This window comes from Pseudomonas sp. WS 5503 (genome assembly GCF_012985385.1).
In the GTDB taxonomy this organism is placed as follows: domain Bacteria; phylum Pseudomonadota; class Gammaproteobacteria; order Pseudomonadales; family Pseudomonadaceae; genus Aquipseudomonas; species Aquipseudomonas paracarnis.
The window spans coordinates 257,298-281,279 of record NZ_JAAQWI010000001.1 but is presented as its reverse complement, the minus strand read 5'-3'; the positions used below and the strand labels follow the sequence as shown (position 1 = coordinate 281,279).

Sequence of the window (23,982 nt, the reverse complement as noted above, 5' to 3'; positions counted from 1 at the left end):
TCAGGGGGATAGGTGCGTGGCGGCGATTGTGATAACATCCGGCGGTTTCCAGGGCTGCCCCGAGGGGTTGCCTATAACGTGCAGATCCGTGTCATAACTCGTTGATTTGTCGTAAGTCGTTGTCAGGCACCGTGCCGGCAGCGGCGAGCTTCGTTCGTCCCGAATGGATGTGACGAGGTTTCACCCGAAAAAGGAATCAGGCTTCTCATGGGCGAACTGGCCAAAGAAATCCTCCCGGTCAATATCGAAGACGAGCTGAAACAGTCCTACCTCGACTACGCGATGAGCGTAATTGTCGGTCGGGCACTGCCTGATGCGCGCGATGGCTTGAAGCCCGTGCACCGGCGTGTGCTGTTCGCGATGAGCGAGCTGGGTAACGACTGGAACAAGCCGTACAAGAAATCTGCCCGTGTTGTCGGTGACGTGATCGGTAAGTATCACCCTCACGGCGACATTGCGGTGTACGACACCATCGTTCGGATGGCGCAGCCGTTTTCCCTGCGCTACCTGCTGGTAGACGGCCAGGGCAACTTCGGTTCGGTGGACGGCGACAACGCCGCGGCCATGCGATACACCGAAGTGCGCATGACCAAGCTGGCGCACGAGCTGCTGGCCGACCTGCATAAAGAAACCGTGGACTGGGTGCCGAACTACGACGGCACCGAAATGATCCCGGCTGTCATGCCCACCAAGATTCCCAACCTGCTGGTCAACGGCTCCAGCGGTATCGCCGTGGGCATGGCCACCAATATCCCGCCGCACAACCTCGGTGAAGTCATCGACGGTTGCCTGGCCCTTATCGACAACCCTGAGCTGACCGTCGATGAGCTGATGCAATACATCCCCGGCCCGGACTTCCCGACCGCCGCGATCATCAACGGTCGCGCCGGCATCATCGAAGCCTACCGCACTGGCCGCGGGCGCATTTACATGCGTGCCCGCTCGATGATCGAAGACATCGACAAGGTCGGTGGCCGCCAGCAGATCGTCATCACCGAACTCCCTTACCAGCTGAACAAGGCACGCCTGATCGAGAAGATCGCCGAGCTGGTTAAAGAGAAGAAGCTGGAAGGCATCACCGAGCTGCGCGACGAGTCCGACAAGGACGGTATGCGCGTGGTCATCGAGCTGCGCCGCGGCGAAGTGCCCGAGGTGATCCTCAACAACCTCTACGCCCAGACCCAGCTGCAAAGCGTGTTTGGTATCAACGTGGTTGCCCTGATCGACGGCCGCCCGCGCATCCTGAACCTCAAGGACCTGCTGGAAGCCTTCGTGCGTCACCGCCGCGAAGTGGTCACCCGCCGCACCGTGTTCGAACTGCGCAAGGCCCGCGAGCGCGGCCATATCCTGGAAGGCCAGGCGGTTGCGTTGTCGAACATCGACCCGGTGATCGCCCTGATCAAGGCCTCGCCAACCCCGTCGGAAGCCAAGGAAGCGCTGATCAGCACGCCTTGGGAATCCAGCGCCGTGGTCGCGATGGTTGAGCGCGCTGGCGCCGACTCGTGCCGCCCCGAGACCCTGGACCCGCAATACGGTCTGCGTGAAGGCAAGTACTTCCTGTCGCCAGAACAGGCCCAGGCCATCCTGGAACTGCGCCTGCACCGCCTGACTGGCCTGGAGCACGAGAAGCTGCTGGCCGAGTATCAGGAGATCCTCAACCAGATCGGCGAGTTGATCCGCATCCTCAGCAGCGCCGTGCGCCTGATGGAAGTGATCCGCGAAGAACTGGAAGTGATCCGCGCCGAATACGGCGACGTGCGCCGCACCGAAATCCTCGATGCGCGCCTGGACCTGACCCTGGGTGACATGATCCCGGAAGAAGAGCGCGTGGTGACCATCTCCCACGGTGGCTATGCCAAGACCCAGCCGCTGGCGGCCTACCAGGCCCAGCGTCGTGGTGGCAAGGGTAAATCGGCTACCGGCGTGAAGGATGAGGACTACATCGCTCACCTGCTGGTCGCCAACAGCCACACCACGCTGCTGCTGTTCTCCAGCAAGGGCAAGGTGTACTGGCTCAAGACTTACGAAATCCCGGAAGCCTCCCGCGCTGCCCGTGGCCGTCCGTTGGTCAACCTGCTGCCCCTGGACAGTGATGAATACATCACCACCATGCTGCCGGTCGAGGAATACACCGAAGGCCACTTCATCTTCATGGCCACCGCCAAAGGCACCGTGAAGAAGACCCCGCTGGAATCCTTCAGCCGTCAACGCAGCGTGGGCCTGATCGCCCTGGAGCTGGATGAAGGCGACGTGCTGATTTCCGCAGCCATCACTGATGGCGAGCGCGAAGTCATGCTGTTCTCCGACGGCGGCAAGGTCACACGCTTCAAGGAATCCGACGTACGTGCCATGGGCCGTACCGCCCGCGGTGTACGCGGCATGCGCCTGCCGGAAGGGCAGAAGCTGATTTCCATGCTGATCCCGGAAGAAGGCAGCCAGATCCTCACCGCTTCCGAGCGTGGTTATGGCAAGCGTACCGCCATCAGTGAGTTCCCGGAGTACAAGCGTGGCGGCCAGGGCGTGATCGCCATGGTCAGCAACGACCGCAACGGCCGTCTGGTCGGCGCGGTGCAGGTGCTCGATGGCGAGGAGATCATGCTGATTTCCGACCAGGGCACCCTGGTGCGTACCCGTGTGGCGGAAGTGTCGAGCCTGGGCCGTAATACCCAGGGCGTGACCCTGATCAAGCTGGCCAAGGACGAAAAACTGGTCGGCCTGGAGCGTGTGCAGGAGCCTTCGGAAGTCGAAGGTGAAGAGCTCCAAGGTGAGGAATTTGAAGGCGAGGTGATCGCAGCTGGCGATGACAACGTTGACGAGCCAACCCTCGACGCTGCCGCAGACGAAGAAGAACCGCAGGAGTAAGCGGACACACAGGGGGCGGATGAAGATTCGCCCCCTTGTTGTTTGTCCCGTATGAAATACAGCGCCCTTTGCCTGGACGCGGTCCATGTGGGAGCTGGCTTGCCTGCGATACAGGCGCCTCGGTCATTCAGTGATACCGCGGCGCTGCTATCGCAGGCAAGCCAGCTCCCACAGATGTCCGCTCCAGAACGAGGGCGTTGCTGACATGATTGCAGCCCCACCAGATCAGAGTGAGATTGGATGTGAGCAAGAGAGCCTATAACTTCTGTGCCGGTCCCGCGGCGCTTCCTGAAGCAGTCCTGCAGCGTGCGCAGGGTGAACTCCTCGACTGGCATGGAAAAGGCCTCTCCGTGATGGAAATGAGCCATCGCAGCGATGAGTTTGTGTCCATCGCCACCAAGGCCGAGCAGGATCTGCGCGACTTGCTGGACATCCCCTCCGACTACAAAGTGTTGTTCCTGCAAGGCGGCGCGAGCCAGCAGTTCGCCCAGTTACCGCTGAACCTGCTGCCAGAAGGCGGGACTGCCGACTATATCGACACCGGTATCTGGGGTCAGAAGGCTATCGAAGAAGCCTCGCGCTACGGGCATGTCAATGTGGCAGGCACCGCCAAGCCCTACGACTACTTCGCCATTCCCGGTCAGAACGAGTGGAAGCTGACCAAGGACGCGGCCTACGTTCACTACGTCGCGAACGAAACCATCGGTGGCCTGGAATTTGATTGGGTGCCGCAAGTCGGTGACGTTCCGCTGGTGTGCGACATGTCCTCGGACATCCTCTCGCGCCCGATCGACGTGTCCAAGTACGGCATGATCTACGCCGGCGCGCAGAAGAACATCGGCCCGAGCGGCATCCTGGTCAATATCATCCGCGAAGACCTGCTGGGCCGCGCCCGCTCGGTGTGCCCGACCATGCTCAACTACAAGGTCGCGGCCGATAACGGCTCGATGTACAACACCCCGCCGGCGTTTGCCTGGTACCTGTCGGGCCTGGTGTTCGAATGGCTCAAGGAGCAGGGCGGCGTGGCGGCTATGGGCAAGCTCAACGAAGAGAAGAAGCGCGTCCTGTACGACTTTATCGACGCCAGCGGCCTGTACAGCAACCCGATCAACCTCAGCGACCGCTCGTGGATGAACGTGCCGTTCCGCCTGGCCGACGACCGCCTGGACAAGCCGTTCCTGGCCGGCGCCGACGCGCGCGGCCTGCTGAACCTCAAGGGCCACCGCTCGGTGGGTGGCATGCGCGCCTCCATTTATAACGCCGTTGACATCCACGCCATCAATGCGCTGGTTGCCTACATGGCAGAGTTCGAGAAGGAACACGGCTAATGTCTGAGCAAGAACTCAAGGCCCTGCGCGTACGCATTGACAGTCTGGACGAGAAGGTCCTGGAACTGATCAGTGAGCGCGCGCGCTGCGCCCAGGAAGTGGCCCGGGTGAAAATGGCGTCCCTGGCGGAAGGCGAAGTGCCGGTGTTCTACCGGCCCGAGCGTGAAGCCCAGGTGCTCAAGCGTGTGATGGAACGCAACAAGGGCCCGTTGGGCAACGAAGAGATGGCGCGGTTGTTCCGTGAAATCATGTCCTCGTGCCTGGCGCTGGAGCAGCCGCTGAAAGTGGCTTACCTCGGCCCTGAAGGCACCTTCACCCAGGCGGCAGCCATGAAGCACTTCGGCCATGCGGTGATCAGCAAGCCGATGGCGGCCATCGACGAAGTCTTCCGTGAAGTCGCGGCCGGTGCGGTGAATTTTGGCGTGGTGCCGGTGGAAAACTCCACCGAAGGCGCGGTCAACCACACGCTGGACAGCTTCCTTGAGCACGACATGGTCATCTGCGGTGAGGTGGAGCTGCGTATCCACCACCACCTGCTGGTGGGTGAAAACACCAAGACCGACAGCATCAGCCGTATCTATTCCCACGCCCAGTCCCTGGCCCAGTGCCGCAAGTGGTTGGACGCCCATTACCCGAATGTAGAGCGCGTTGCGGTGTCCAGCAACGCCGAGGCGGCCAAGCGGGTCAAGGGTGAGTGGAACTCGGCGGCGATTGCCGGCGATATGGCTGCCGGCCTGTACGGCCTGACGCGCCTGGCCGAAAAGATCGAAGATCGCCCGGATAACTCCACGCGCTTTTTGATGATCGGCAGCCAGGAAGTGCCGCCCACCGGCGACGACAAGACCTCGATCATCGTCTCCATGAGCAACAAGCCCGGCGCGCTGCATGAGCTGCTGGTGCCGTTCCACGACAACGGGATTGACCTGACGCGCATCGAGACTCGTCCTTCGCGCAGCGGTAAGTGGACCTACGTATTCTTTATCGACTTCATGGGCCATCACCGCGACCCTCTGGTCAAGGGCGTGCTGGAGAAAATCAGTCAGGAAGCCGTGGCACTCAAGGTGCTGGGCTCTTACCCGAAAGCGGTTTTGTGAGGCTTTGACATGAGTGGCAACTTCCTCGCCCTGGCGCAGCCGGGCGTGCAACAACTCTCGCCTTACGTTCCAGGCAAGCCTGTGGACGAACTGGCCCGCGAGTTGAATCTGGACCCGTCCAAAATCGTCAAGCTGGCGAGTAACGAAAACCCGCTGGGCCCGAGCCCAAAAGTGTTGGCGGCGATTCGTGAAGAGCTGGCCGAACTGACCCGTTATCCCGATGGCAACGGTTTTGCGCTCAAGTCTTTGCTGGCGGACAAGTGCCGGGTCGAGCTGAACCAGGTGACCCTGGGCAATGGCTCCAATGACATCCTTGAGCTGGTCGCCCGTGCTTACCTGGCGCCAGGCTTGAATGCGGTGTTCAGCGAGCACGCGTTTGCGGTCTACCCGATCGTGACTCAGGCGGTGGGGGCGGATGCTCGCGTGATTCCTGCCAAGGACTGGGGCCATGACTTGCCGGCGATGCTGGCGGCCATCGATGCCCAGACTCGCGTGGTGTTTATCGCCAACCCGAACAACCCGACCGGCACCTGGTTTGACGAGCGGGCACTGAACGAATTCCTGCAGGACGTGCCGGGGCATGTGCTGGTCGTGCTGGACGAAGCCTACATCGAGTACGCCGAAGGCAGCGACCTGCCCGATGGCCTGGATTTCCTCGCGGCCTACCCGAACCTGCTGGTGTCGCGTACGTTCTCCAAGGCTTATGGCCTGGCGTCGTTGCGGGTCGGTTATGGCTTGTCCACCCCCGTGGTCGCCGATGTGCTGAACCGCGTGCGCCAGCCGTTCAACGTCAACAGCCTGGCCCTGGCGGCCGCCTGTGCGGCGGTGCAGGATACCGAATACCTGGAAGAAGGCCGTCGCCTCAACGAAAGCGGCATGCTGCAATTGCAGGAAGGTTTTCGTGAGCTGGGCCTGGGCTGGATTCCGTCCAAGGGCAACTTCATCTGCGTCGACCTCGGCCAGGTGGCTGCGCCGGTGTTCCAGGGCTTGCTGCGCGAGGGCGTGATCGTGCGCCCGGTGGCCAACTACGGCATGCCGAACCATCTGCGTATCACCATCGGTCTGCCGGCTGAGAACAGCCGCTTCCTTGAGGCGTTGGCCAAGGTTCTGGCCCGTGGTTGATGTCACTGCATTGCAACCTGCTGTGCCTATGATCGGTCGCCTGGTGGTGGTCGGCCTGGGGTTGATCGGTGGCTCCTTCGCCAAGGGCCTGCGTGAAAGTGGGCTGTGTGGCGAAGTGGTGGGCGTGGACCTCGACCCGCAGTCGCGCACGTTGGCGGTGGAGTTGGGGGTGGTGGACCGCTGTGAGGCGGACCTGGCCGTTGCGTGCCAGGGCGCGGATGTGATCCAGCTTGCCGTGCCGATCCTGGCCATGGAGAAATTGCTGGCGGTACTGGCAGGCATGGACCTCGGGCAAGCGATCCTTACCGATGTGGGCAGCGCCAAAGGCAACGTGGTGCGTGCGGCACGATTGGCGTTTGGTGGGATGCCGCCGCGCTTTGTGCCGGGCCATCCAATCGCTGGGTCCGAGCAGAGCGGGGTGGAGGCATCCAATGCGCAGTTGTTCCGTCGGCATAAGGTTATCCTGACGCCGCTTGCGCAAACCGATCCCACGGCGTTGGCAGTGGTGGATCGTCTCTGGCGCGAGCTGGGCGCGGATGTAGAGCATATGCAGGTCGAGCGTCACGACGAAGTGTTGGCAGCGACCAGTCACTTGCCGCATCTGCTGGCATTTGGCTTGGTGGATTCGTTGGCCAAGCGCAACGAGAACCTCGAGATTTTCCGCTACGCCGCCGGCGGCTTCCGCGATTTTACGCGGATTGCCGGCAGCGATCCGGTGATGTGGCACGACATCTTCCTCGCCAATCGCGAAGCGGTGTTGCGCACTCTGGACACCTTCCGCAGTGACCTCGACGCCTTGCGCGACGCGGTGGATGCGGGAGACGGCCATCAACTGCTGGGCGTGTTCACCCGTGCGCGGGTGGCGCGTGAACATTTCAGCAAGATCCTCGCGCGCCGGGCCTACATGGAAACCGCAGTGAGCACCGATGACTTGACCTTCATCGCCAGCCCGGGTGGCCGCTTGAGCGGGCGCATCCGCGTGCCGGGTGACAAGTCGATCTCTCATCGCTCGATCATGCTGGGGTCGTTGGCCGACGGTGTGACCGAGGTGGAGGGCTTCCTTGAGGGTGAAGATGCCCTGGCGACCTTGCAGGCCTTTCGCGACATGGGCGTGGTGATCGAGGGCCCGCACCATGGGCGCGTGACCATTCACGGTGTCGGCCTGCATGGCCTGAAGGCTGCGCCGGGGCCGATCTATGTGGGTAATTCCGGCACATCGATGCGCCTGTTGGCCGGTGTATTGGCGGCGCAGAGCTTTGACAGCGTGCTGACCGGCGATGCCTCGCTGTCCAAGCGCCCGATGAACCGCGTAGCCAAGCCGCTGCGGGAAATGGGCGCAATCATCGAGACGGGGCCGGACGGGCGTCCGCCACTGAGCATTCGTGGTGGGCAGTCGCTCAAAGGCTTGAACTATGTACTGCCCATGGCCAGTGCCCAGGTGAAATCCTGCCTGTTGTTGGCGGGGTTGTACGCTGAGGGTAAAACCTCGGTGACCGAGCCAGCACCGACCCGCGACCATACCGAGCGCATGCTGCGCGGCTTTGGTTACCCGGTGGCGGTGCAGGGCGCGACGGCGTCGCTGGCGTCGGGGCATGGGTTGACCGCTACGCGTATTGAAGTGCCGGGGGATATTTCGTCTTCGGCGTTTTTCCTGGTGGCGGCCTCGATTGCCGAGGGCTCCGAGCTGCTGCTGGAGCATGTCGGTATCAACCCGACCCGCACCGGGGTAATCGATATCCTGCGGCTGATGGGGGCTGATATCGCCCTCGAAAATCAGCGCGAGGTGGGCGGCGAGCCGGTTGCGGATTTACGTGTGCGTGCCGCCGCGCTCAAGGGCATCGAAATTCCAGAGGCCCTGGTGCCGTTGGCGATTGATGAGTTCCCTGTGCTGTTTATTGCCGCAGCCTGCGCTCAAGGTCGCACCGTTTTGCGCGGTGCCGAGGAGTTGCGGCTCAAGGAGTCCGATCGTATCCAGGTGATGGCCGACGGTCTGTTGGCCCTGGGCGTGAAGTGTGAACCCACGCCTGATGGGATTATCATTGACGGTGGCCCGATGGGCGGCGGTGAAGTGCATGCCCATGGCGATCACCGGATTGCCATGGCGTTCAGTGTGGCTTCCCTGCGGGCGATGGCGCCTATTCGTATCCTTGACTGCGCCAATGTTGCTACGTCTTTTCCGAACTTTCTGACACTGTGTGCCCAAGTCGGCATCCGTGTTGCCCAAGAGGCTCAATTGTGAATATCAAAGCACCGGTGATTACCATCGACGGGCCTAGTGGCTCGGGCAAAGGCACAATCGCTGGCATTCTGGCCAAGCGCCTGGGTTGGTGCCTGCTGGATTCTGGCGCGCTGTACCGCCTGCTGGCGTTTGCTGCGCACAACCATGGTGTTGACCTGACCAACGAAGAATTGCTGACGAAGCTTGCCGCCCATCTGGATGTGCAGTTCATTGCGGCGACCGAGGGTCAGTTGCAGCGCATCATTCTGGAAGGTGATGAAGTCAGCGATGTGATTCGCACCGAGAGTATCGGCGCGGGCGCCTCCCAAGTGGCTGCGCTGCCCGCCGTGCGCGAGGCGCTGCTGCAGCGCCAGCGCGCATTCCAGGAGGCGCCGGGCCTGGTGGCCGATGGCCGCGACATGGGCACGGTGGTGTTTCCCGAGGCGCCGCTGAAGATTTTCCTGACCGCCAGCGCCGAGGAGCGGGCACGCCGCCGTTACTTGCAGTTGAAGGGCAAAGTCGATGGTGTTAGTCTGTCGAGTCTGCTAGATGAGATCCGTGCACGCGATGAGCGTGATACCCAGCGTGCGGTAGCCCCGCTCAAACCGGCGGCTGACGCCATACAGCTGGATTCCACGGAGCTGTCCATCGAGCAGGTGCTGGAACGCATCATGAGTGAAATCGCCATTCGCGATATCGCCGGGTGATCAAGAAGGCCGCAGGGGACCAGTCATAGTCCTGCGGTGGCTTCTTTTAACTGAAACTGACCCACACCGTCTGGGGTGTGGAGATGGGCGTATTCTTCGCCCTTATCAACAGGAATTAAAATGAGCGAAAGCTTTGCGGAACTCTTTGAAGAAAGCCTAAAAACCCTGAACCTTCAGGCAGGCTCCATCATCACCGGTGTTATCGTTGATATCGATTACCAAGCTCGCTGGGTAACCGTTCACGCTGGTCTGAAGTCTGAAGCTCTGATCCCGCTGGAACAGTTCTACAACGATGCTGGTGACCTGACTATCAATGTCGGTGACGAAGTTCACGTTGCTCTGGACTCGGTTGAAGACGGTTTCGGTGAAACCAAGCTGTCCCGTGAAAAAGCCAAGCGCGCTGAATGCTGGATTGTTCTCGAAGCAGCCTTCGCAGCTGAAGAAGTGGTCAAGGGCGTTATCAACGGTAAGGTTAAAGGCGGCTTCACTGTCGACGTTAACGGCATCCGTGCGTTCCTGCCAGGTTCTTTGGTCGACGTTCGTCCAGTGCGCGACACCACGCACCTGGAAGGCAAAGAACTCGAATTCAAAGTCATCAAGCTCGACCAGAAGCGCAACAACGTTGTCGTTTCCCGTCGCAGCGTGCTGGAAGCAGAGAACTCCGCCGAGCGTGAAGCTCTGCTGGAATCCCTGCAGGAAGGCCAACAAGTCAAAGGTATCGTCAAGAACCTCACCGATTACGGCGCATTCGTCGATCTGGGTGGCGTCGATGGCCTGCTGCACATTACCGACATGGCTTGGAAGCGTATCAAGCATCCTTCCGAAATCGTCAACGTTGGCGACGAGATCGATGTCAAGGTTCTGAAGTACGATCGTGAGCGTAACCGCGTTTCCCTGGGCTTGAAGCAGCTGGGCGAAGATCCATGGGTTGCTATCAAGGCTCGTTACCCAGAAAGCACTCGCGTAACCGCGCGTGTTACCAACCTGACCGACTACGGCTGCTTCGCAGAGCTGGAAGAAGGCGTGGAAGGCCTGGTACACGTTTCCGAAATGGACTGGACCAACAAGAACATCCACCCTTCGAAAGTCGTACAAGTCGGCGACGAAGTGGAAGTTATGGTTCTGGACATCGACGAAGAGCGTCGTCGTATCTCCTTGGGCATCAAGCAGTGCAAATCTAACCCATGGGAAGATTTCTCTGGCCAGTTCAACAAGGGCGATAAAATCTCCGGCACCATCAAGTCGATCACCGATTTCGGTATCTTCATTGGTCTGGACGGCGGCATCGACGGCCTGGTTCACCTGTCCGACATCTCCTGGAACGAAGTTGGCGAAGAAGCTGTTCGTCGTTTCAAGAAGGGCGACGAGCTGGACACCGTTATCCTGTCGGTTGACCCAGAGCGCGAGCGCATCTCCCTGGGTATCAAGCAACTGGAAAGCGATCCGTTCTCCGAGTACGTTCAAGAGAACGACAAAGGCGCCATCGTTAAAGGCACTGTGAAAGAAGTTGACGCCAAAGGCGCCATCATCGTTCTGGCCGACGATATCGAAGCGACTCTGAAAGCCTCCGAAATCAGCCGTGACCGCGTTGAAGACGCGCGCAACGTTCTGAAAGAAGGCCAGGAAGTAGAAGCCAAGATCATCAGCGTTGACCGCAAGAGCCGCGTGATTCAGCTCTCCATCAAGTCGAAAGACGAAGTGGAAGAGAAAGAAGCTATCCAGAGCCTGAAAGAAGCTGCTCCGGAAGCTGCTGCTGACACCACCATGGCGGCACTGCTGCGCCAGGCAATGGCTAAGCAGAACTAAGTTCTGTAAAGCTGTAGAAAAAGGGCGACCTCGGTCGCCCTTTTTTGTGCCTGAAATTTGATGAAGCAACTGCACCGAACGAAGGTGTTCAGCCCAATGTCAGAACTGACTATAGTTTTAAAAACGGCTATTTCGCGTTGCTGACTCAATAAGGGTTTGAATGAACAGAATTATCGTAGTATTCGCTTTGCTGGCGCTTGCAGGCTGCTCCTCTACCAGTGCCAAGACCCACGCCAAGCGTGGCGTCAGCGGCATCGAGATCGACTGCTCTGGCCTGGGTAACAAGTGGGAAAAATGCGAAAAACGCGCCGCCCGTGAGTGCAAGATGCAGGGCTATAAGGTCATTACCCGCTCCAGTGATGCGGAGGACGAAGAGGGCGACTACCTGTTCGGCTGGAACCCTGCTGGCGCGGTGACGCGGACCATGTTGGTGATCTGTAAGTAAGGGGTTGACCGCTCGCTGAGCGTGTTTATTCAGCCCCACATAAGTTGACACATGGGCTGTTCAAATTCATCAACTCATGCTAAAACCTTCGGAGCGCTTTTCCTAGCTGCTTGAAAAAGAAGGGAAAAATATGACGAAGTCGGAGTTGATCGAACGAATTGTCACCCATCAAGGGCTGCTCTCATCCAAGGATGTGGAGCTGGCTATCAAGACCATGCTTGAGCAAATGTCCCAATGCCTGGCCACCGGAGATCGCATCGAGATCCGCGGCTTCGGCAGCTTCTCACTGCACTACCGCGCACCGCGCGTAGGTCGCAACCCAAAAACCGGCCAATCCGTCAGCCTTGACGGCAAATTCGTTCCCCACTTCAAACCGGGCAAGGAATTGCGCGATCGGGTGAACGAAGAAGAGGAAGAAGGCGTCTGAGTGTTTTTGGGGAAGGAGAAGGGTATGCGTGGGGTTAAGCGCGTTGTTGCGGTATTGATTGCAGTGCTTGCGGCTTTGGTGGTTCTGGCGTTTGTGCTGGAGAACCAGCAGGGTGTGGCGCTGTCGTTCCTGGGGTGGAGTACTGCGCAGATGCCGGTGGCGGTGTTTGTGGTGGTGGCTTTGATTTTGGGGATGTTGATTGGGCCGGTGTTGGGGGTGGTTGTGCGTAGGCGTCGGGGTAAGGCGGTGGCTTAAGGTTTAAGTCTTGGTTGGCAGTTGTGATGGGGATCAGCGGTGTTGGTGACCGTTTGTCAGAAACCTTATCATGTCGAGCGCTTTGAGCTGCGTAGCGACCTATCCCCCGTTGGTTGCGACAGTTCTCTTGTGAAATTCAGAATCGCCCTACATACATGTCAAGACTTGTAATATGTCGAAGAGATGGCAGAATGGAATCTGTTCTCGATAACAGGCATTTTGTGCGCTCAAAATTTGGCAGAGACGCTGGGTTTTGGCGGTCACCCAATTAGAATAAAAAACGCAATTTTGTCTGCATAACGAGCCCGCAGTTTCTCTTTGAAGGCAGGTTTTTGTTGTGAGTAGTAGCCTCCGTATTCCCCCAGCACCTATATCCGACGGGATCGACCTTGTCGCGATGTTTCAATCTGTTTGGCAGCAAAAAAAGCTGCTGGCTCTGGTGACCTTAAGCTGTGTGCTAATAGCAGCTTCTTATGCTTTCCTCGCGACTCCTGAATATAAAGTCAGTTCTGTGCTGCGGCCGGCTGCCATCAATGAGTTGGATGCGCTCAATCGCTCTGAGATTTATCAGTTGCCACCCTCCGAAGCTCTACTCCGGGTCGGCGCAGCGCTGGATTCTTACGATGCTCGATTGGCTTTCTTTAGGGCCAACCCCAAGTTGTTCGAAAAATTTGTGCGTCCGGGTCAAACGCTTGAGCAAAGTTTTGAAGATTTCAACCGAAACTCTATTCGGTTGATTCTTCCCGAGCCTGAAAAGAAGAATTTGCTGAGCGCTTATGTAAAACTTGAAATGACCTATCCTAAAGGCGTTGATGGGGTCGCTATTCTTAATGGTTTTGTCGATTATGCCATCGCCAGTGAGCGTAAAAAAGTTGCTGCCGACTTGGAGGTAATTGTCAATAACCGTCTTAGCGAGTTGAAGGGTAAGCTTGAAGCCGCTCGCTCGGGTTATGATATTGAAAAAACTGCCAAAATAGCCTCGTTGCAGGAGGCTGACTCATTGAGACTTGCGCAGCTTCAGGATGAGTTAAGGGCGCTTCGTGCCCAGTTGAAAACGCTTCGTAATGATCGAATCGCTCAGTTGAATGAGGCAATTGGTATAGCCAAATCCTTAGGCATCCAAAAACCTACTACACCCTCTTCATTGGGTGAGTCGGGGAGTGCTGTAGCCGGTAGCGTAATGCGAACAGAGATCAATAACCAGCAAACGCCTCTATATTTTATGGGGGTGGATGCGCTAAAGGCAGAGCTCGCTCAGTTAAGAAGTCGGGTGTCGGATGAATTTACTGAGCCGCGTATCGCTCAGATTGCCAAAGAAATTCAGCTATTGGCATCCAATCGAGAAGTTGAGGTGCTGAAAGCTCGGAAAAATGAAGAAATTTTTCTTGCTGGGGTTCAGCCGCTGCGAGCTGAGATGTCTCGACTAAGCAGTCTAAATATTGACATGACCAAGCTGAAGTTGGTGAGTGTCGATCAGCAGGCACTTGAGCCGTTGGCGCCAGCGAGCCCGAATCGGCCGCTGGTGCTTCTGCTTGGCTTGCTCCTGGGCGGGGTGCTTGCGATATGTATTGCGCTCGCCAGGCAGGCAATACAGGGAGGCAAAATTATCGCGCATAACGGAAAGGTTGATTCTATCTCTATTGCTAGTTCTGACCCTCGTGCAGAAGGGGATTTATCCGGTCGGCGTTCACGGAGCGGTAATAGTTTGCTGGCGAAATGATCCGCTATTCGTGAGGCGTTTGGCCTCACTTTTTTATGTGTTAGGGAGCGCTGGCTAGCTGATCACGTCGGACTGAGAGGCGTTGGTTGGGGCTCGGGGTAATGTGTGTGTTCTCTACGTGGGTTTGGGCCTGGCTGGAGGGCACTATCGCTAATAGGCGAATGATCTCATGGGGGTAACCGAGGTCGTTATGGTGTGGGTCAGAGGCTTGGTTGCTCACAGAAAGCCCTTGCGGCGATCGATATAACTGGTTGAGCGCGGGTTTGTCTGAGCTTTGAGGGTAAGGCGGCGGCCAGTTTCCGATGGCTGGAATTGCGAGGGCGTGCGAAATGGGCTTGCTCGAAGAGAGACGTTATGTCGTCAGTACGCTTGTTAATGTTATGCTGCCGAGCAGAAGCGGCCATGGCCTGAACAGTATAACCGGTAGGTTTGGCAGGAACATGCTCAGATCGCCAGTTTCGAGCTTATTCTCTGACTAAATTATGATATGGAATCATCGGTAATGACTTTAAAGATTTTGAGTGTTTTCGGTACGCGACCGGAAGCTATAAAAATGGCTCCCTTAGCTCTGGCGTTGCGCGCAGATGAGCGTTTTGACGCTAAGATCTGCGTCACGGGGCAGCACCGTGAAATGCTGGATCAAGTGTTAGAGTTGTTTAAACTCGAACCTGATTTTGATCTCGCTATTATGAAGAGTGGTCAGGATCTTACTGATGTGACGACTTGCATTCTTCAAGGGATGAAGGAAGTATTTCATAATTATAAGCCTGATATTGTACTGGTGCATGGTGATACTGCAACCACATTTGCAACTACTTTGGCAGCTTACTATAAGCAGATTCCTGTGGGTCATATTGAGGCCGGTCTGCGGACAGGTAATCTTTATTCTCCTTGGCCAGAAGAAGCCAACCGAAAGCTGACGGGAGCCCTGGCATGTCTCCATTTTGCTCCGACCGAAAGATCGCAGCAGAATCTCCTCCGTGAAGGGATAGCATCTAGTTCCGTGTACGTGACAGGCAATACCGTTATTGATGCACTACTTGAGGTCGTGCAGAAGCTGGAATCTGATGATCAGCTTAAACAGAAATTTTCAGAGCAATTTTCATTTTTGCGCGACCAGCGCCGCATTATTCTTGTTACTGGCCATCGCCGTGAAAGTTTTGGTGATGGGTTCGAAAGAATATGCAGTTCGCTTGCTTCGATTGCGCATGAATTTGATGATGTTGAAATCGTATATCCTGTTCATCTGAATCCAAACGTTCGTGAGCCTGTCAATCGTTTATTGGCCGGTATCGATAATGTTCACCTTATAGAGCCGTTAGATTACCTTCCATTCGTCTATCTTATGAATCGTTCGTACTTGATTTTGACGGATTCTGGTGGCGTGCAAGAGGAAGCGCCATCCTTGGGTAAGCCTGTCTTGGTCATGCGCGATACGACTGAGCGACCCGAGGCAGTTGAAGCGGGCACAGTCAGGTTGGTTGGGACCAATAGAGAGGAAATAACTCATCATCTGCGTGAACTTCTCTTGAATAAAAACGCCTATCAGGAAATGAGTTTTGCTCATAATCCTTATGGTGATGGTAACGCTTGCGCGCGTATTATCACGGCTCTTGCCAATTTTGATATTAAGGTTTAAATATGGGTTTTTCCACAGTTTCTGTCATCGGTTTGGGTTATATTGGTCTGCCAACCGCCGCCGTTTTTGCTGCGCGTAAGGTGAAAGTTGTTGGTGTTGATGTTAATCAGAAGGCTGTCGATACTATTAATGACGGAAAAATCCATATTGTTGAACCTGATTTAGATATAGTTGTACATGCCGCCGTGACTGAAGGTTATCTCCGCGCTAGTACTAGCCCTGAGCCGGCCGATGCTTTTTTAATAGCTGTGCCTACTCCTTTCAAGGATGATCACGCTCCGGATCTTTCCTATATTGAATCCGCAAGTAAGTCTATTGCACCTGTTCTTAAAAGCGGGGACTTGGTCATTCTCGAGTCCACTTCGCCTGTCGGTGCAACTGAAAAGATGGCTTTATGGTTGGCGGAAGCTCGTCCCGACTTGACGTTTCCTCAAACTCATGGCGAAGCATCCGATATTCGTATCGCGCACTGTCCGGAGCGGGTGCTTCCTGGTCATGTGTTACGTGAGTTGGTACAAAATGATCGTGTCATTGGTGGGATGACTCCCAAGTGCTCTGATGCCGCAGCACGATTGTATAAGTTGTTCGTGGAGGGCGAATGTATCATAACAAACGCTCGAACTGCAGAGATGTGCAAGTTGACTGAGAATAGCTTTCGCGACGTTAATATCGCGTTTGCCAATGAATTGTCTATGATATGCGATAAGTTTGATGTTGATGTATGGGAGCTTATAAAGCTTGCCAATCGACATCCTCGTGTCAATATCTTGCAGCCGGGGCCTGGTGTCGGTGGGCACTGTATCGCTGTTGATCCTTGGTTCATTGTAAGTCAGGCAGAAGGCCAGGCCAGGTTGATCAAGACTGCGCGGGAGGTTAATGATTCGAAACCTCAGTGGGTTATGAACAAGGTCGACGCTGCGGTGGCTGATCATCTTTCGCTTCATTCAGAGAAGTCTGAGAAAGACGTCGTCATTGCTTGCTTCGGTCTCGCATTCAAGCCCGATATTGATGATCTGCGCGAAAGCCCGGCTCTGGAAATTACTCGCAATATTTCAAGTCGTCACGCGGGGAAAATTTTAGTCGTGGAGCCTAATATTCTTTCTTTACCTGGCTCGCTCAAAAATGCTGAACTCTGCACAGCAGAAGAAGCGATTTCTCGTGCTGATGTTCTATTGTTACTAGTAGATCACAAACCATTTAAATCTATTCCCGCATCGGCTCTTCAAGGCCGCCAGATTGTTGATACACGTGGAATTTGGCTGGTATGAAGATACTACCCGTTATTATGTCAGGGGGGGCGGGAACCCGACTTTGGCCTCTTAGTCGAACTCTCTACCCAAAGCAGTTTTTGGCTATTTCAGGTCGGGAAACTTTGTTTCAGCAGGCTGTTGATCGAGTTTTGAAGGTAGGTGGGCAAGGTGTCGAGGTGCTGCAGCCTTGCATCGTTGCGAATGATGAGCACCGCTTCCTTTGCCTAGATCAGATCCGGGAAATGAATGTTTCTAAAGCTGTTGTCATTCTTGAGCCGGTAGGACGCAATACAGCCCCTGCGCTTACGTTGGCGGCGCTCTATGCACGCGATGAAGTTGGGATGGAGGTTGACCCCGTCCTGGTTGTGGTCCCGGCCGACCAAATGATTCTTGATATTCAAGCCTTTACTGATACGGTCAGTAAAGCTGTAGACGTTGCAAAAGACGGCAGCATTGTAATCTTGGGCATCAAGCCTGATCGCCCTGAAACGGGTTATGGTTATATCCATTCTGCAGACCCCTCTGCCGTCAAGAGGGTGGATTCGTTTGTTGAAAAGCCTGGGCGGTCAACTGCAGAAAAATACTTGGAAGATGGAAGCTATTTCTGGAATAGCGGTATTTTCGTGCTGCGTGCGTCAATCTGGTTGAAAGCACTGAGCGCGTTCAGAAGAGACATCTTCGATGCCACTGAAGCCGCCTGGAAGGGCCGGGCCCAGGATAACGGGTTTATACGACCACAACTGGACGCGTTTTCCCTGATACCGCCAGAGTCGATTGACTATGCTGTGATCGAGCATTGTGCGAAAACGCCGTCAGCCGGCCTGACGTTGAAAATGCTGACGATGGACGCCGGTTGGTCCGACCTGGGGGCATGGGATGCTGTTTGGCGTTCGAGTGAGAAGGACGAAAAACAGAACGCTACCCATGGGGATGTAATATTAGATTCCAGTTCTAATACATTGGTTTACGCCTCTCACCGTTTAGTAACGGCCGTGGGGCTTGAAAATATCGTTATCGTCGAAACGCCTGATGCTGTGTTAGTCGCGGATAAAGACCGCAGTCAGGGCGTGAAGGCCATTGTCGAAGCGTTGAATGTCAAGGTCAGGCCAGAGTCAAAGCTCCATCGCCGCGTTCATCGACCCTGGGGCTGGTACGACAGCATAGATTCCGGCTCGCGCTTTCAGGTGAAGCGTATATTGGTGAAGCCGAAAGCAACGCTAAGTTTGCAGAAGCATTACCATCGGGCGGAGCATTGGATTGTTGTGTCTGGCACCGCAGAGGTGACCTGTGAAGATCGTGTTTTTCAGTTGAATGAAAATCAGAGTACTTATATCCCTATTGGCCATGTTCATCGCCTTTCCAATCCCGGCACTATTCCTCTTGAGATCATAGAAGTGCAGTCAGGAACGTATTTGGGCGAAGATGATATCGTTCGATTTGACGATACTTATGGACGTGTTTAGGGTTTAAATTTTTAGGAGTTGTATCGATGCAGAAGCACGCGCTGGTTACGGGTGTTACAGGTCAAGACGGGGCGTACCTTGTCGAACTACTGTTGTCCAAGGGTTATAAAGTCTACGGCGCTTATCGCCGGACAAGTTCTGTAAGTTTCTGGCGGTTAGAGGAGCTGGGAGTTCTTGAGCATGACGATCTCCACCTCGTAGAATTTGATTTGACTGATCTGTCCGGGGCTATTCGTTTAATTCAGAATTGCGCACCGGACGAGGTTTATAATCTCGCGGCTCAAAGTTTTGTAGGTGTTTCGTTCGATCAGCCAATCACAACGGCACAGATTACTGGTGTCGGTGCGCTCAATTTGCTCGAAGCAATCCGTATAGTAAATCCCAAGATTCGCTTCTATCAAGCTTCGACATCCGAGATGTTTGGATTGGTCCAGGCGGTTCCTCAATCTGAGAGTACACCCTTCTATCCGCGTAGTCCTTACGGTGTTGCGAAGCTGTTTGCGCATTGGACAACGATTAACTATCGTGAGTCGTACGATATCTTTGCTACCAGCGGCATTCTATTCAATCACGAGTCTCCTCTGCGGGGGAAAGAGTTTGTTACTCGCAAGATTACTGATGCTGTTGCCAGTATCGAAATTGGCAAGCAGCAAGTCCTGGAACTTGGAAATATGGATGCCAAGCGGGATTGGGGGTTCGCTAAAGAGTATGTAGATGGCATGCATCGAATGTTGCAAGTCGACACGCCGGAAACTTTTGTACTCGCTACCAATCGCACTGAAACCGTTCGTGATTTTGTTTCGATGAGTTTTAAAGCTGTGGGTGTTGATATCGAGTGGTCTGGAAGCGCTGAGAACGAGTTTGGTGTTGACCGTCGAACCGGTATCACTAGGGTAAAAGTCAACCCGCGCTTCTATCGACCTGCAGAAGTAGAATTGTTGATTGGCGATGCGTCATTTGCAAAAGAGCGATTGGGTTGGAAACCAGAAACCACACTAGAGCAACTGTGCCAGTTGATGGTTGACGCTGATCTAAGAAGGGTTCGCAATGGCACTTCAAAGTAAAGAGCGGACGGTGCTGATTACGGGGCTTTCGGGTTTCACTGGAAAGCACTTGGCGGAAAATCTCACCAAGGCCGGCTGGCGCGTTGCTGGCCTGGGAGGAGTGCGGCTCGCCTGTGAGTTTGATCACCTAGACGCGGATCTTAATGATACGAAGCGACTAAGTGATTGGATGAAGCAGGTTCAACCTACTCATATTATTCATTTAGCCGCGTTGGCCCATGTTACTGGCAGCGATGCCTTATCATACTATCGCGTCAATGTATTGGGTACGGAAAGCCTTCTTAATGCGATTAAGGAGGCGGAGATAGTTGTAGAAAAAATTATAATTGCGAGCAGTGCAAATATTTACGGAAATGCAATCTCGTCGCCTGTTTCTGAAAGCAGTGAGCCGCAGCCTGTTAATCACTATGCGTTGAGCAAATTAACGATGGAGGCGCTTGTTCGCAAGTGGTTTTCTCGTATGCCCATACTGGTAGTGCGGCCTTTCAACTACACTGGCCCCGGCCAATCGGAGTCGTTCGTTTTCTCCAAGATCGTGGGCGCGTTTGCTCGAGGGGAAAAAGAGCTCAGATTAGGTAACCTGGATGTTTCTCGCGATCTATCTGATGTGGGTTTCGTGGTTGAGGCATATACAAGATTGTTGACGACTAATCAGCGCAGCGAGTTTATAAATATATGCTCGGGTCGTAGCATTTCCTTGTTAAGCGTGATTGATGAGATGGAGCAGATCGCAGGTTATCGGCCAGCGGTTGTAGTTGATCCTGCCTTTGTCAGAGAGGATGAAGTTAAAGAACTTTACGGCAGTCCAGCCAAACTCTTTGATACGGTAGGTAAAATTGATGTGCCTAGCTTGCACGATACATTGCTATCAATGTATCAGCAGAAGGCATTTGTTTAATATCGTGGCTGGTAACAGGTCGGTGCTCTAGTGCGCATATGTTTTTTTGCTAATATGTCTGCTCATGCTAATTGGCGTGAGATGTTTGACAAAGTCGAGTTTTATCGGGTGGATATCCGAATTCTCAAGGAGCTTGGGCATGAAGTTGTTTTGTCCGGGACGCCAGGCACATTAGACTGGAAGGCGGATCTTTATTTTTGTTGGTGGTGGGGGCACTCGCCGCTTCCATTGCTCGCCGGGAAGCTACGCCGTCGGCCGGTGATAGTGACTGGAGCTTTTGATTATTCTACCTGCCGGAAGGAAATTCCGGGTCTCTGTTACCTAGATCGGCCTTTGTGGCAGAAGGCGGTACTGCGTACCTCTTTGTTGTTAGCTGATCGAAACCTGTTTATCTCAAGATCAGAGTGTGAAGAGGTTACCGCTAACCTGCGTGTCAGAAATCCAGTGTACGCAACGCTAGCGATTGACACCGATTACTATTCTCCTGGCGAGGCTCCAACTGTTGAGTCGGATTATTTTTTCACGGTAACTTGGACGAGCCGTACCAATGCCATTCGCAAAGGGCTCATTCCGACGATAGAGGCGTTCGCGCGGGTTTCGGCTAGTGCCAGCCATCTTCGACTGGTTGTTGCTGGTAAGCATGGTGATTATCTGCAGGAGCTAAAGGCCCTGACACAGCGCTTGGGCATAGAAGAGAAGGTAGAGTTTGTCGGAATGATTTCTGATGAAGAGAAACTGCACCATTATCGAAATTGCCTGGCCTATGTTCAGCCAACGCTTTACGAAGGTTTCGGGCATGCAATCGGTGAAGCACTGGCGTGTGGGGCGCGAGTTATAACTTCTCCACGGGGGGCGGTGCCAGAAGTTGCGGGTGACTTCGCTTACTGGGTCCAGCCAGACAGCCCAGAGGAAATTGCATCCGCCATGGAGGCTGTTGTCGCAACGCCGGTTTGTGCTGAAGACGCCAAAGCCAGACACCAATGGATTTCCTCGAACTATTCCATCGCAGCTCGTCGTTCGGCGCTGAAAAGTGTTCTGGATTCCTTGTCGCTGGCGAAATAAGGAGAGTTCCAGTGAGAGTACACATAAAAGTCGATGGTGGTACCGCGTGTTGAGTCGTCTGATCGGCATGTTTGAAAACTCGAGGCTATTACAGCTTGTTGTTATCACCGCCTGCATTCAAGGTGGGGTAATAATAAGTCAGTTTTTAATCACGCCTTGGGTTGACCCATCAGTTGTTGGCATGGTGCGCTCGCTGGAAACAATTATTGCTCTTGTTATCCTTGCAGGTAGCTTGGGTATGCAGAGTATCGCCATTCGTGATACCGCGGCAAGTAATGGCACTACTGATAAAAATGAAGTGCTTCGACAGGTTTTTCTGCTAGTAGTTATAGCATCAATCGGTGTCATTGCCTGTATATATGTTGCAAATAAGTTCGTGTGGAACTCTGTAATGAGCTCCTACGTGTTTACCACCTGTGGCTTAGTGCTGTTAACTAACTTGCTCCGTGTAACTACGGGGTTTGCGCAGGGTGCGAAGGTGATACGTGAGATTTACTTCGCACTGATGTTGGTTACGGGTGTCAGCATTGTTCTGCATGTTGTGTTGACCAAGTTTTTTGGTATCGAAGGCTGGATGACGGCTCGTTATATTGGAGAGTTGCTCTGTCTTGTTGCTGTGTGGTGGAAGCTGCGGTCGTATATTTTTAGCGCGCTGGATTTTCGCTTGGTAAACAGGCGTGAGTTGATGATGACCGCGAAGTCCGGGGTGACTGTCAATGCAAGTCTATTTGTGCGTTTGATGGTCGATAGTTTGCCCGTACTTATGTTGACTGCTTATCATGTGAAAATTGATGAGATCGGTTTTTTTGGTATAGCTTTGTTGAGTCTTAGTCTTGGTTTGCTTCCACTGACAATCATCGCGCAAAGGGCTATCCCAGATTTGGTGGAAGTAGTCAACGATAAAGAGATGCTGCGTGAAAGGCATCATGCGTTCTTCAGAAGTATGTTGAAGATATCCTCTTCGGTTGCGTTGTTGTTGATAGTGATTTCCCTTGTATGGTTTTTGCTTGTGGGAGGTGTTTACAAACAGGCAGCTATCTATATGTTTGTGCTGGCATTAACGCTGCCGTTGAAAGCTATTGCTCTTGTGAGTGGTACTATGTTGCTTGCATTGCGTGTATTTAGTTTGAGTTTGAAAGTCAATATAGTCGAAGGGCTGAGCGTTGCTTTGATTTTATACTTGAGCATTATGCCTTTTGGGGCGTGGGCGGGTGTTTTGGGGTATGCAACGGGTGTTGTTTTGTCCTCTATGCTGCTTTTGGTTGCGGTGAGACTCCGTCTCGCTGATTTATGACTCTAGAGGATAATGCCTTGGAAGATAAATATTCGGAGCAAGGGCGTTTACGAACGCCTATTGGAAAGAGAGTATTTGATTGTTTTGGTTTTGGTTTTTTCTTTATGGTGATCTGGTTTGCCGGCGTGATCGTTCCGCTGTATCCATTCATTATGGGGTTCGATGGGTTTAGTCTGTATTGGAATTTCAACTATTCGGATAAAAGTAGTTCTATAGATTATGCTGTTTTGTTATATGTTCTGGCTTTGGTTTTTGTTTTAATGGGCTGTTGGTTAGGGCGAAAGACTCACTTGAATTTTCCCGTTAGGGTTCGCTACATAGTGAGCTCCAGAATCTTCTCTCAAAGGTCTACAATATTTACGTTAATGGCACTGCTGGCCTTTGCAGCCATTCTTATAATCCTCGGAGGGGTATGGGGGCTGCTTTATGGCGCGAGCGATAGAATAAGAGCATTTGCAGGGTTGAACGGCCTGTTTCTTCTTCAGAATCTGTTTCTGTCTGTCTCGCTTGCCTGGTTTATACGCCTGACGGGCAGTAAAAAAAGAACGCTGTCCGAACGCTTTTGTTTTTGGTTATATTTTTTTAGTGGTTTGTTTATTTGCGCGCTTCAAGGTCAGAAGTCGACAATTTTCATTATTGTATTGGCGATGATTGTCGTTAGGCATTATCGTGTTAAACGTGTCAACCTCATAAAAGGGGCTGTGCTTGGCGGAGTGATGTTTGTCTCTTTAATGGCGTATCATCTTTTTAAGCAAGAATTTCTTGTGGCTGGCAAGTTCTTTTTTATTAACGAAGAGCAAGGTGTTTTTCTATCCTTCATTCACTTTTTGGCGACTCAGTTCACAGGCAACCTAATGCAGTTGCAAACAATGACTGTGCTGGTAGATGCGATGCCTGAAAGGCTTGAATGGCAAAACGGAACAACTCTGTTGATGCTCGTGTTGATTTTGATCCCTTCGGGTCTTTTTCCCGATAAGCCGCTCACTGCCGCGGGTGTATTTACAGAAGCCTTTTGGCCAGATAAATGGCTTTTGCAGGGCACGACAATGCCACCGGGTATTTTTGGTGAGCTTTACATGAATTTTGGTACCTTAGGTGTACTGTTTGGCGGTTTTTTCCTTGGGCTTATAGGAGGACGGCTTTATGGCGCGGTTATCTATAACCCTCAAAGTGATCGAGCGCTAGGTCTATATGCATTGGCGGTGGCTTCCCTGCTTCACCTTTTTCGAGGCGAATTGGCTTCGGTCGCTCTTCTCATAGCGTCTATATTAATACCTTTTTTGTTCTTGAGCTCAAAGCGCGACGAGCCTGTTAACAACCCAATTTAG

General features: G+C 54.0%; 19 protein-coding genes. All 19 read left to right on the top strand.

The annotated features are described in order from the left end of the window. The first annotated feature begins 207 nt into the window (after window positions 1-207). The 19 genes from gyrA to HBO10_RS01220 all read left to right on the top strand — a co-directional run bounded on the left by gyrA (window position 208) and on the right by HBO10_RS01220 (window position 23,982). On the top strand, window positions 208-2,862 hold the full coding sequence (gene gyrA, locus HBO10_RS01310) for a DNA gyrase subunit A (RefSeq protein ID WP_169921882.1): 2,655 nt from the start codon (window positions 208-210) through the stop codon (window positions 2,860-2,862). A gap of 242 nt (window positions 2,863-3,104) precedes the next feature. After that, window positions 3,105-4,190 carry a 3-phosphoserine/phosphohydroxythreonine transaminase gene (gene serC, locus HBO10_RS01305; protein WP_034126687.1) on the top strand — a complete coding sequence of 362 codons (1,086 nt, stop codon included), beginning with the start codon at window positions 3,105-3,107 and terminating at the stop codon, window positions 4,188-4,190. Then, entirely contained in the window at window positions 4,190-5,284 is a 1,095-nt protein-coding gene (gene pheA / locus HBO10_RS01300; protein WP_032902668.1) for a prephenate dehydratase, read from the top strand. The genes serC and pheA overlap by 1 nt, the downstream gene beginning before the upstream one ends. 9 nt (window positions 5,285-5,293) lie before the next feature. Further along, window positions 5,294-6,406: a histidinol-phosphate transaminase gene (gene hisC / locus HBO10_RS01295; RefSeq protein WP_034126688.1), complete on the top strand. Its 1,113-nt coding sequence runs from the start codon at window positions 5,294-5,296 to the stop codon at window positions 6,404-6,406. 28 nt (window positions 6,407-6,434) lie between these two features. Continuing rightward, window positions 6,435-8,645: a bifunctional prephenate dehydrogenase/3-phosphoshikimate 1-carboxyvinyltransferase gene (locus HBO10_RS01290; protein ID WP_034126689.1), complete on the top strand. Its 2,211-nt coding sequence runs from the start codon at window positions 6,435-6,437 to the stop codon at window positions 8,643-8,645. Continuing rightward, window positions 8,642-9,331 (top strand): (d)CMP kinase, encoded by a 690-nt coding sequence (gene cmk / locus HBO10_RS01285; protein WP_003189772.1) that lies wholly within the window; start codon window positions 8,642-8,644, stop codon window positions 9,329-9,331. The genes HBO10_RS01290 and cmk overlap by 4 nt, the downstream gene beginning before the upstream one ends. A gap of 120 nt (window positions 9,332-9,451) precedes the next feature. Continuing rightward, window positions 9,452-11,137 (top strand): 30S ribosomal protein S1, encoded by a 1,686-nt coding sequence (gene rpsA, locus HBO10_RS01280; protein ID WP_003189774.1) that lies wholly within the window; start codon window positions 9,452-9,454, stop codon window positions 11,135-11,137. Window positions 11,138-11,297: 160 nt separating this feature from the next. Beyond that, window positions 11,298-11,582 (top strand): lipoprotein, encoded by a 285-nt coding sequence (locus HBO10_RS01275; RefSeq protein WP_034126690.1) that lies wholly within the window; start codon window positions 11,298-11,300, stop codon window positions 11,580-11,582. A 130-nt stretch (window positions 11,583-11,712) separates the two neighbouring features. After that, a complete protein-coding gene (gene ihfB, locus HBO10_RS01270; protein ID WP_003189779.1) occupies window positions 11,713-12,009 on the top strand; it encodes an integration host factor subunit beta in 297 nt (98 codons plus the stop codon). A 24-nt stretch (window positions 12,010-12,033) separates the two neighbouring features. Beyond that, a complete protein-coding gene (locus HBO10_RS01265) occupies window positions 12,034-12,264 on the top strand; it encodes a lipopolysaccharide assembly protein LapA domain-containing protein (protein ID WP_034126691.1) in 231 nt (76 codons plus the stop codon). A 337-nt stretch (window positions 12,265-12,601) separates the two neighbouring features. Continuing rightward, the gene (locus HBO10_RS01260) at window positions 12,602-13,984 is read left to right on the top strand and encodes a Wzz/FepE/Etk N-terminal domain-containing protein (protein WP_080757700.1); all 1,383 of its coding nucleotides are present in this window, start codon (window positions 12,602-12,604) and stop codon (window positions 13,982-13,984) included. Between the two features lie 502 nt (window positions 13,985-14,486). Beyond that, window positions 14,487-15,623: a UDP-N-acetylglucosamine 2-epimerase (non-hydrolyzing) gene (wecB, locus tag HBO10_RS01255; RefSeq protein ID WP_034126692.1), complete on the top strand. Its 1,137-nt coding sequence runs from the start codon at window positions 14,487-14,489 to the stop codon at window positions 15,621-15,623. A 2-nt stretch (window positions 15,624-15,625) separates the two neighbouring features. Further along, the gene (gene wecC / locus HBO10_RS01250) at window positions 15,626-16,891 is read left to right on the top strand and encodes a UDP-N-acetyl-D-mannosamine dehydrogenase (RefSeq protein WP_034126693.1); all 1,266 of its coding nucleotides are present in this window, start codon (window positions 15,626-15,628) and stop codon (window positions 16,889-16,891) included. Then, on the top strand, window positions 16,888-18,336 hold the full coding sequence (locus HBO10_RS01245) for a mannose-1-phosphate guanylyltransferase/mannose-6-phosphate isomerase (RefSeq protein WP_034126694.1): 1,449 nt from the start codon (window positions 16,888-16,890) through the stop codon (window positions 18,334-18,336). The genes wecC and HBO10_RS01245 overlap by 4 nt, the downstream gene beginning before the upstream one ends. Window positions 18,337-18,362: 26 nt before the next feature. Next, window positions 18,363-19,400: a GDP-mannose 4,6-dehydratase gene (gene gmd, locus HBO10_RS01240; RefSeq protein WP_034126695.1), complete on the top strand. Its 1,038-nt coding sequence runs from the start codon at window positions 18,363-18,365 to the stop codon at window positions 19,398-19,400. Beyond that, window positions 19,384-20,298, top strand: coding sequence for a GDP-mannose 4,6-dehydratase (locus HBO10_RS01235; protein WP_034126696.1), 915 nt, complete (start codon window positions 19,384-19,386; stop codon window positions 20,296-20,298). The genes gmd and HBO10_RS01235 overlap by 17 nt, the downstream gene beginning before the upstream one ends. Window positions 20,299-20,379: 81 nt before the next feature. After that, window positions 20,380-21,360 carry a glycosyltransferase gene (locus tag HBO10_RS31175; RefSeq protein ID WP_230633838.1) on the top strand — a complete coding sequence of 327 codons (981 nt, stop codon included), beginning with the start codon at window positions 20,380-20,382 and terminating at the stop codon, window positions 21,358-21,360. Between the two features lie 46 nt (window positions 21,361-21,406). After that, window positions 21,407-22,654 (top strand): membrane protein, encoded by a 1,248-nt coding sequence (locus tag HBO10_RS01225; RefSeq protein WP_034126697.1) that lies wholly within the window; start codon window positions 21,407-21,409, stop codon window positions 22,652-22,654. 17 nt (window positions 22,655-22,671) lie between these two features. After that, window positions 22,672-23,982 (top strand): oligosaccharide repeat unit polymerase, encoded by a 1,311-nt coding sequence (locus HBO10_RS01220; RefSeq protein WP_230633839.1) that lies wholly within the window; start codon window positions 22,672-22,674, stop codon window positions 23,980-23,982.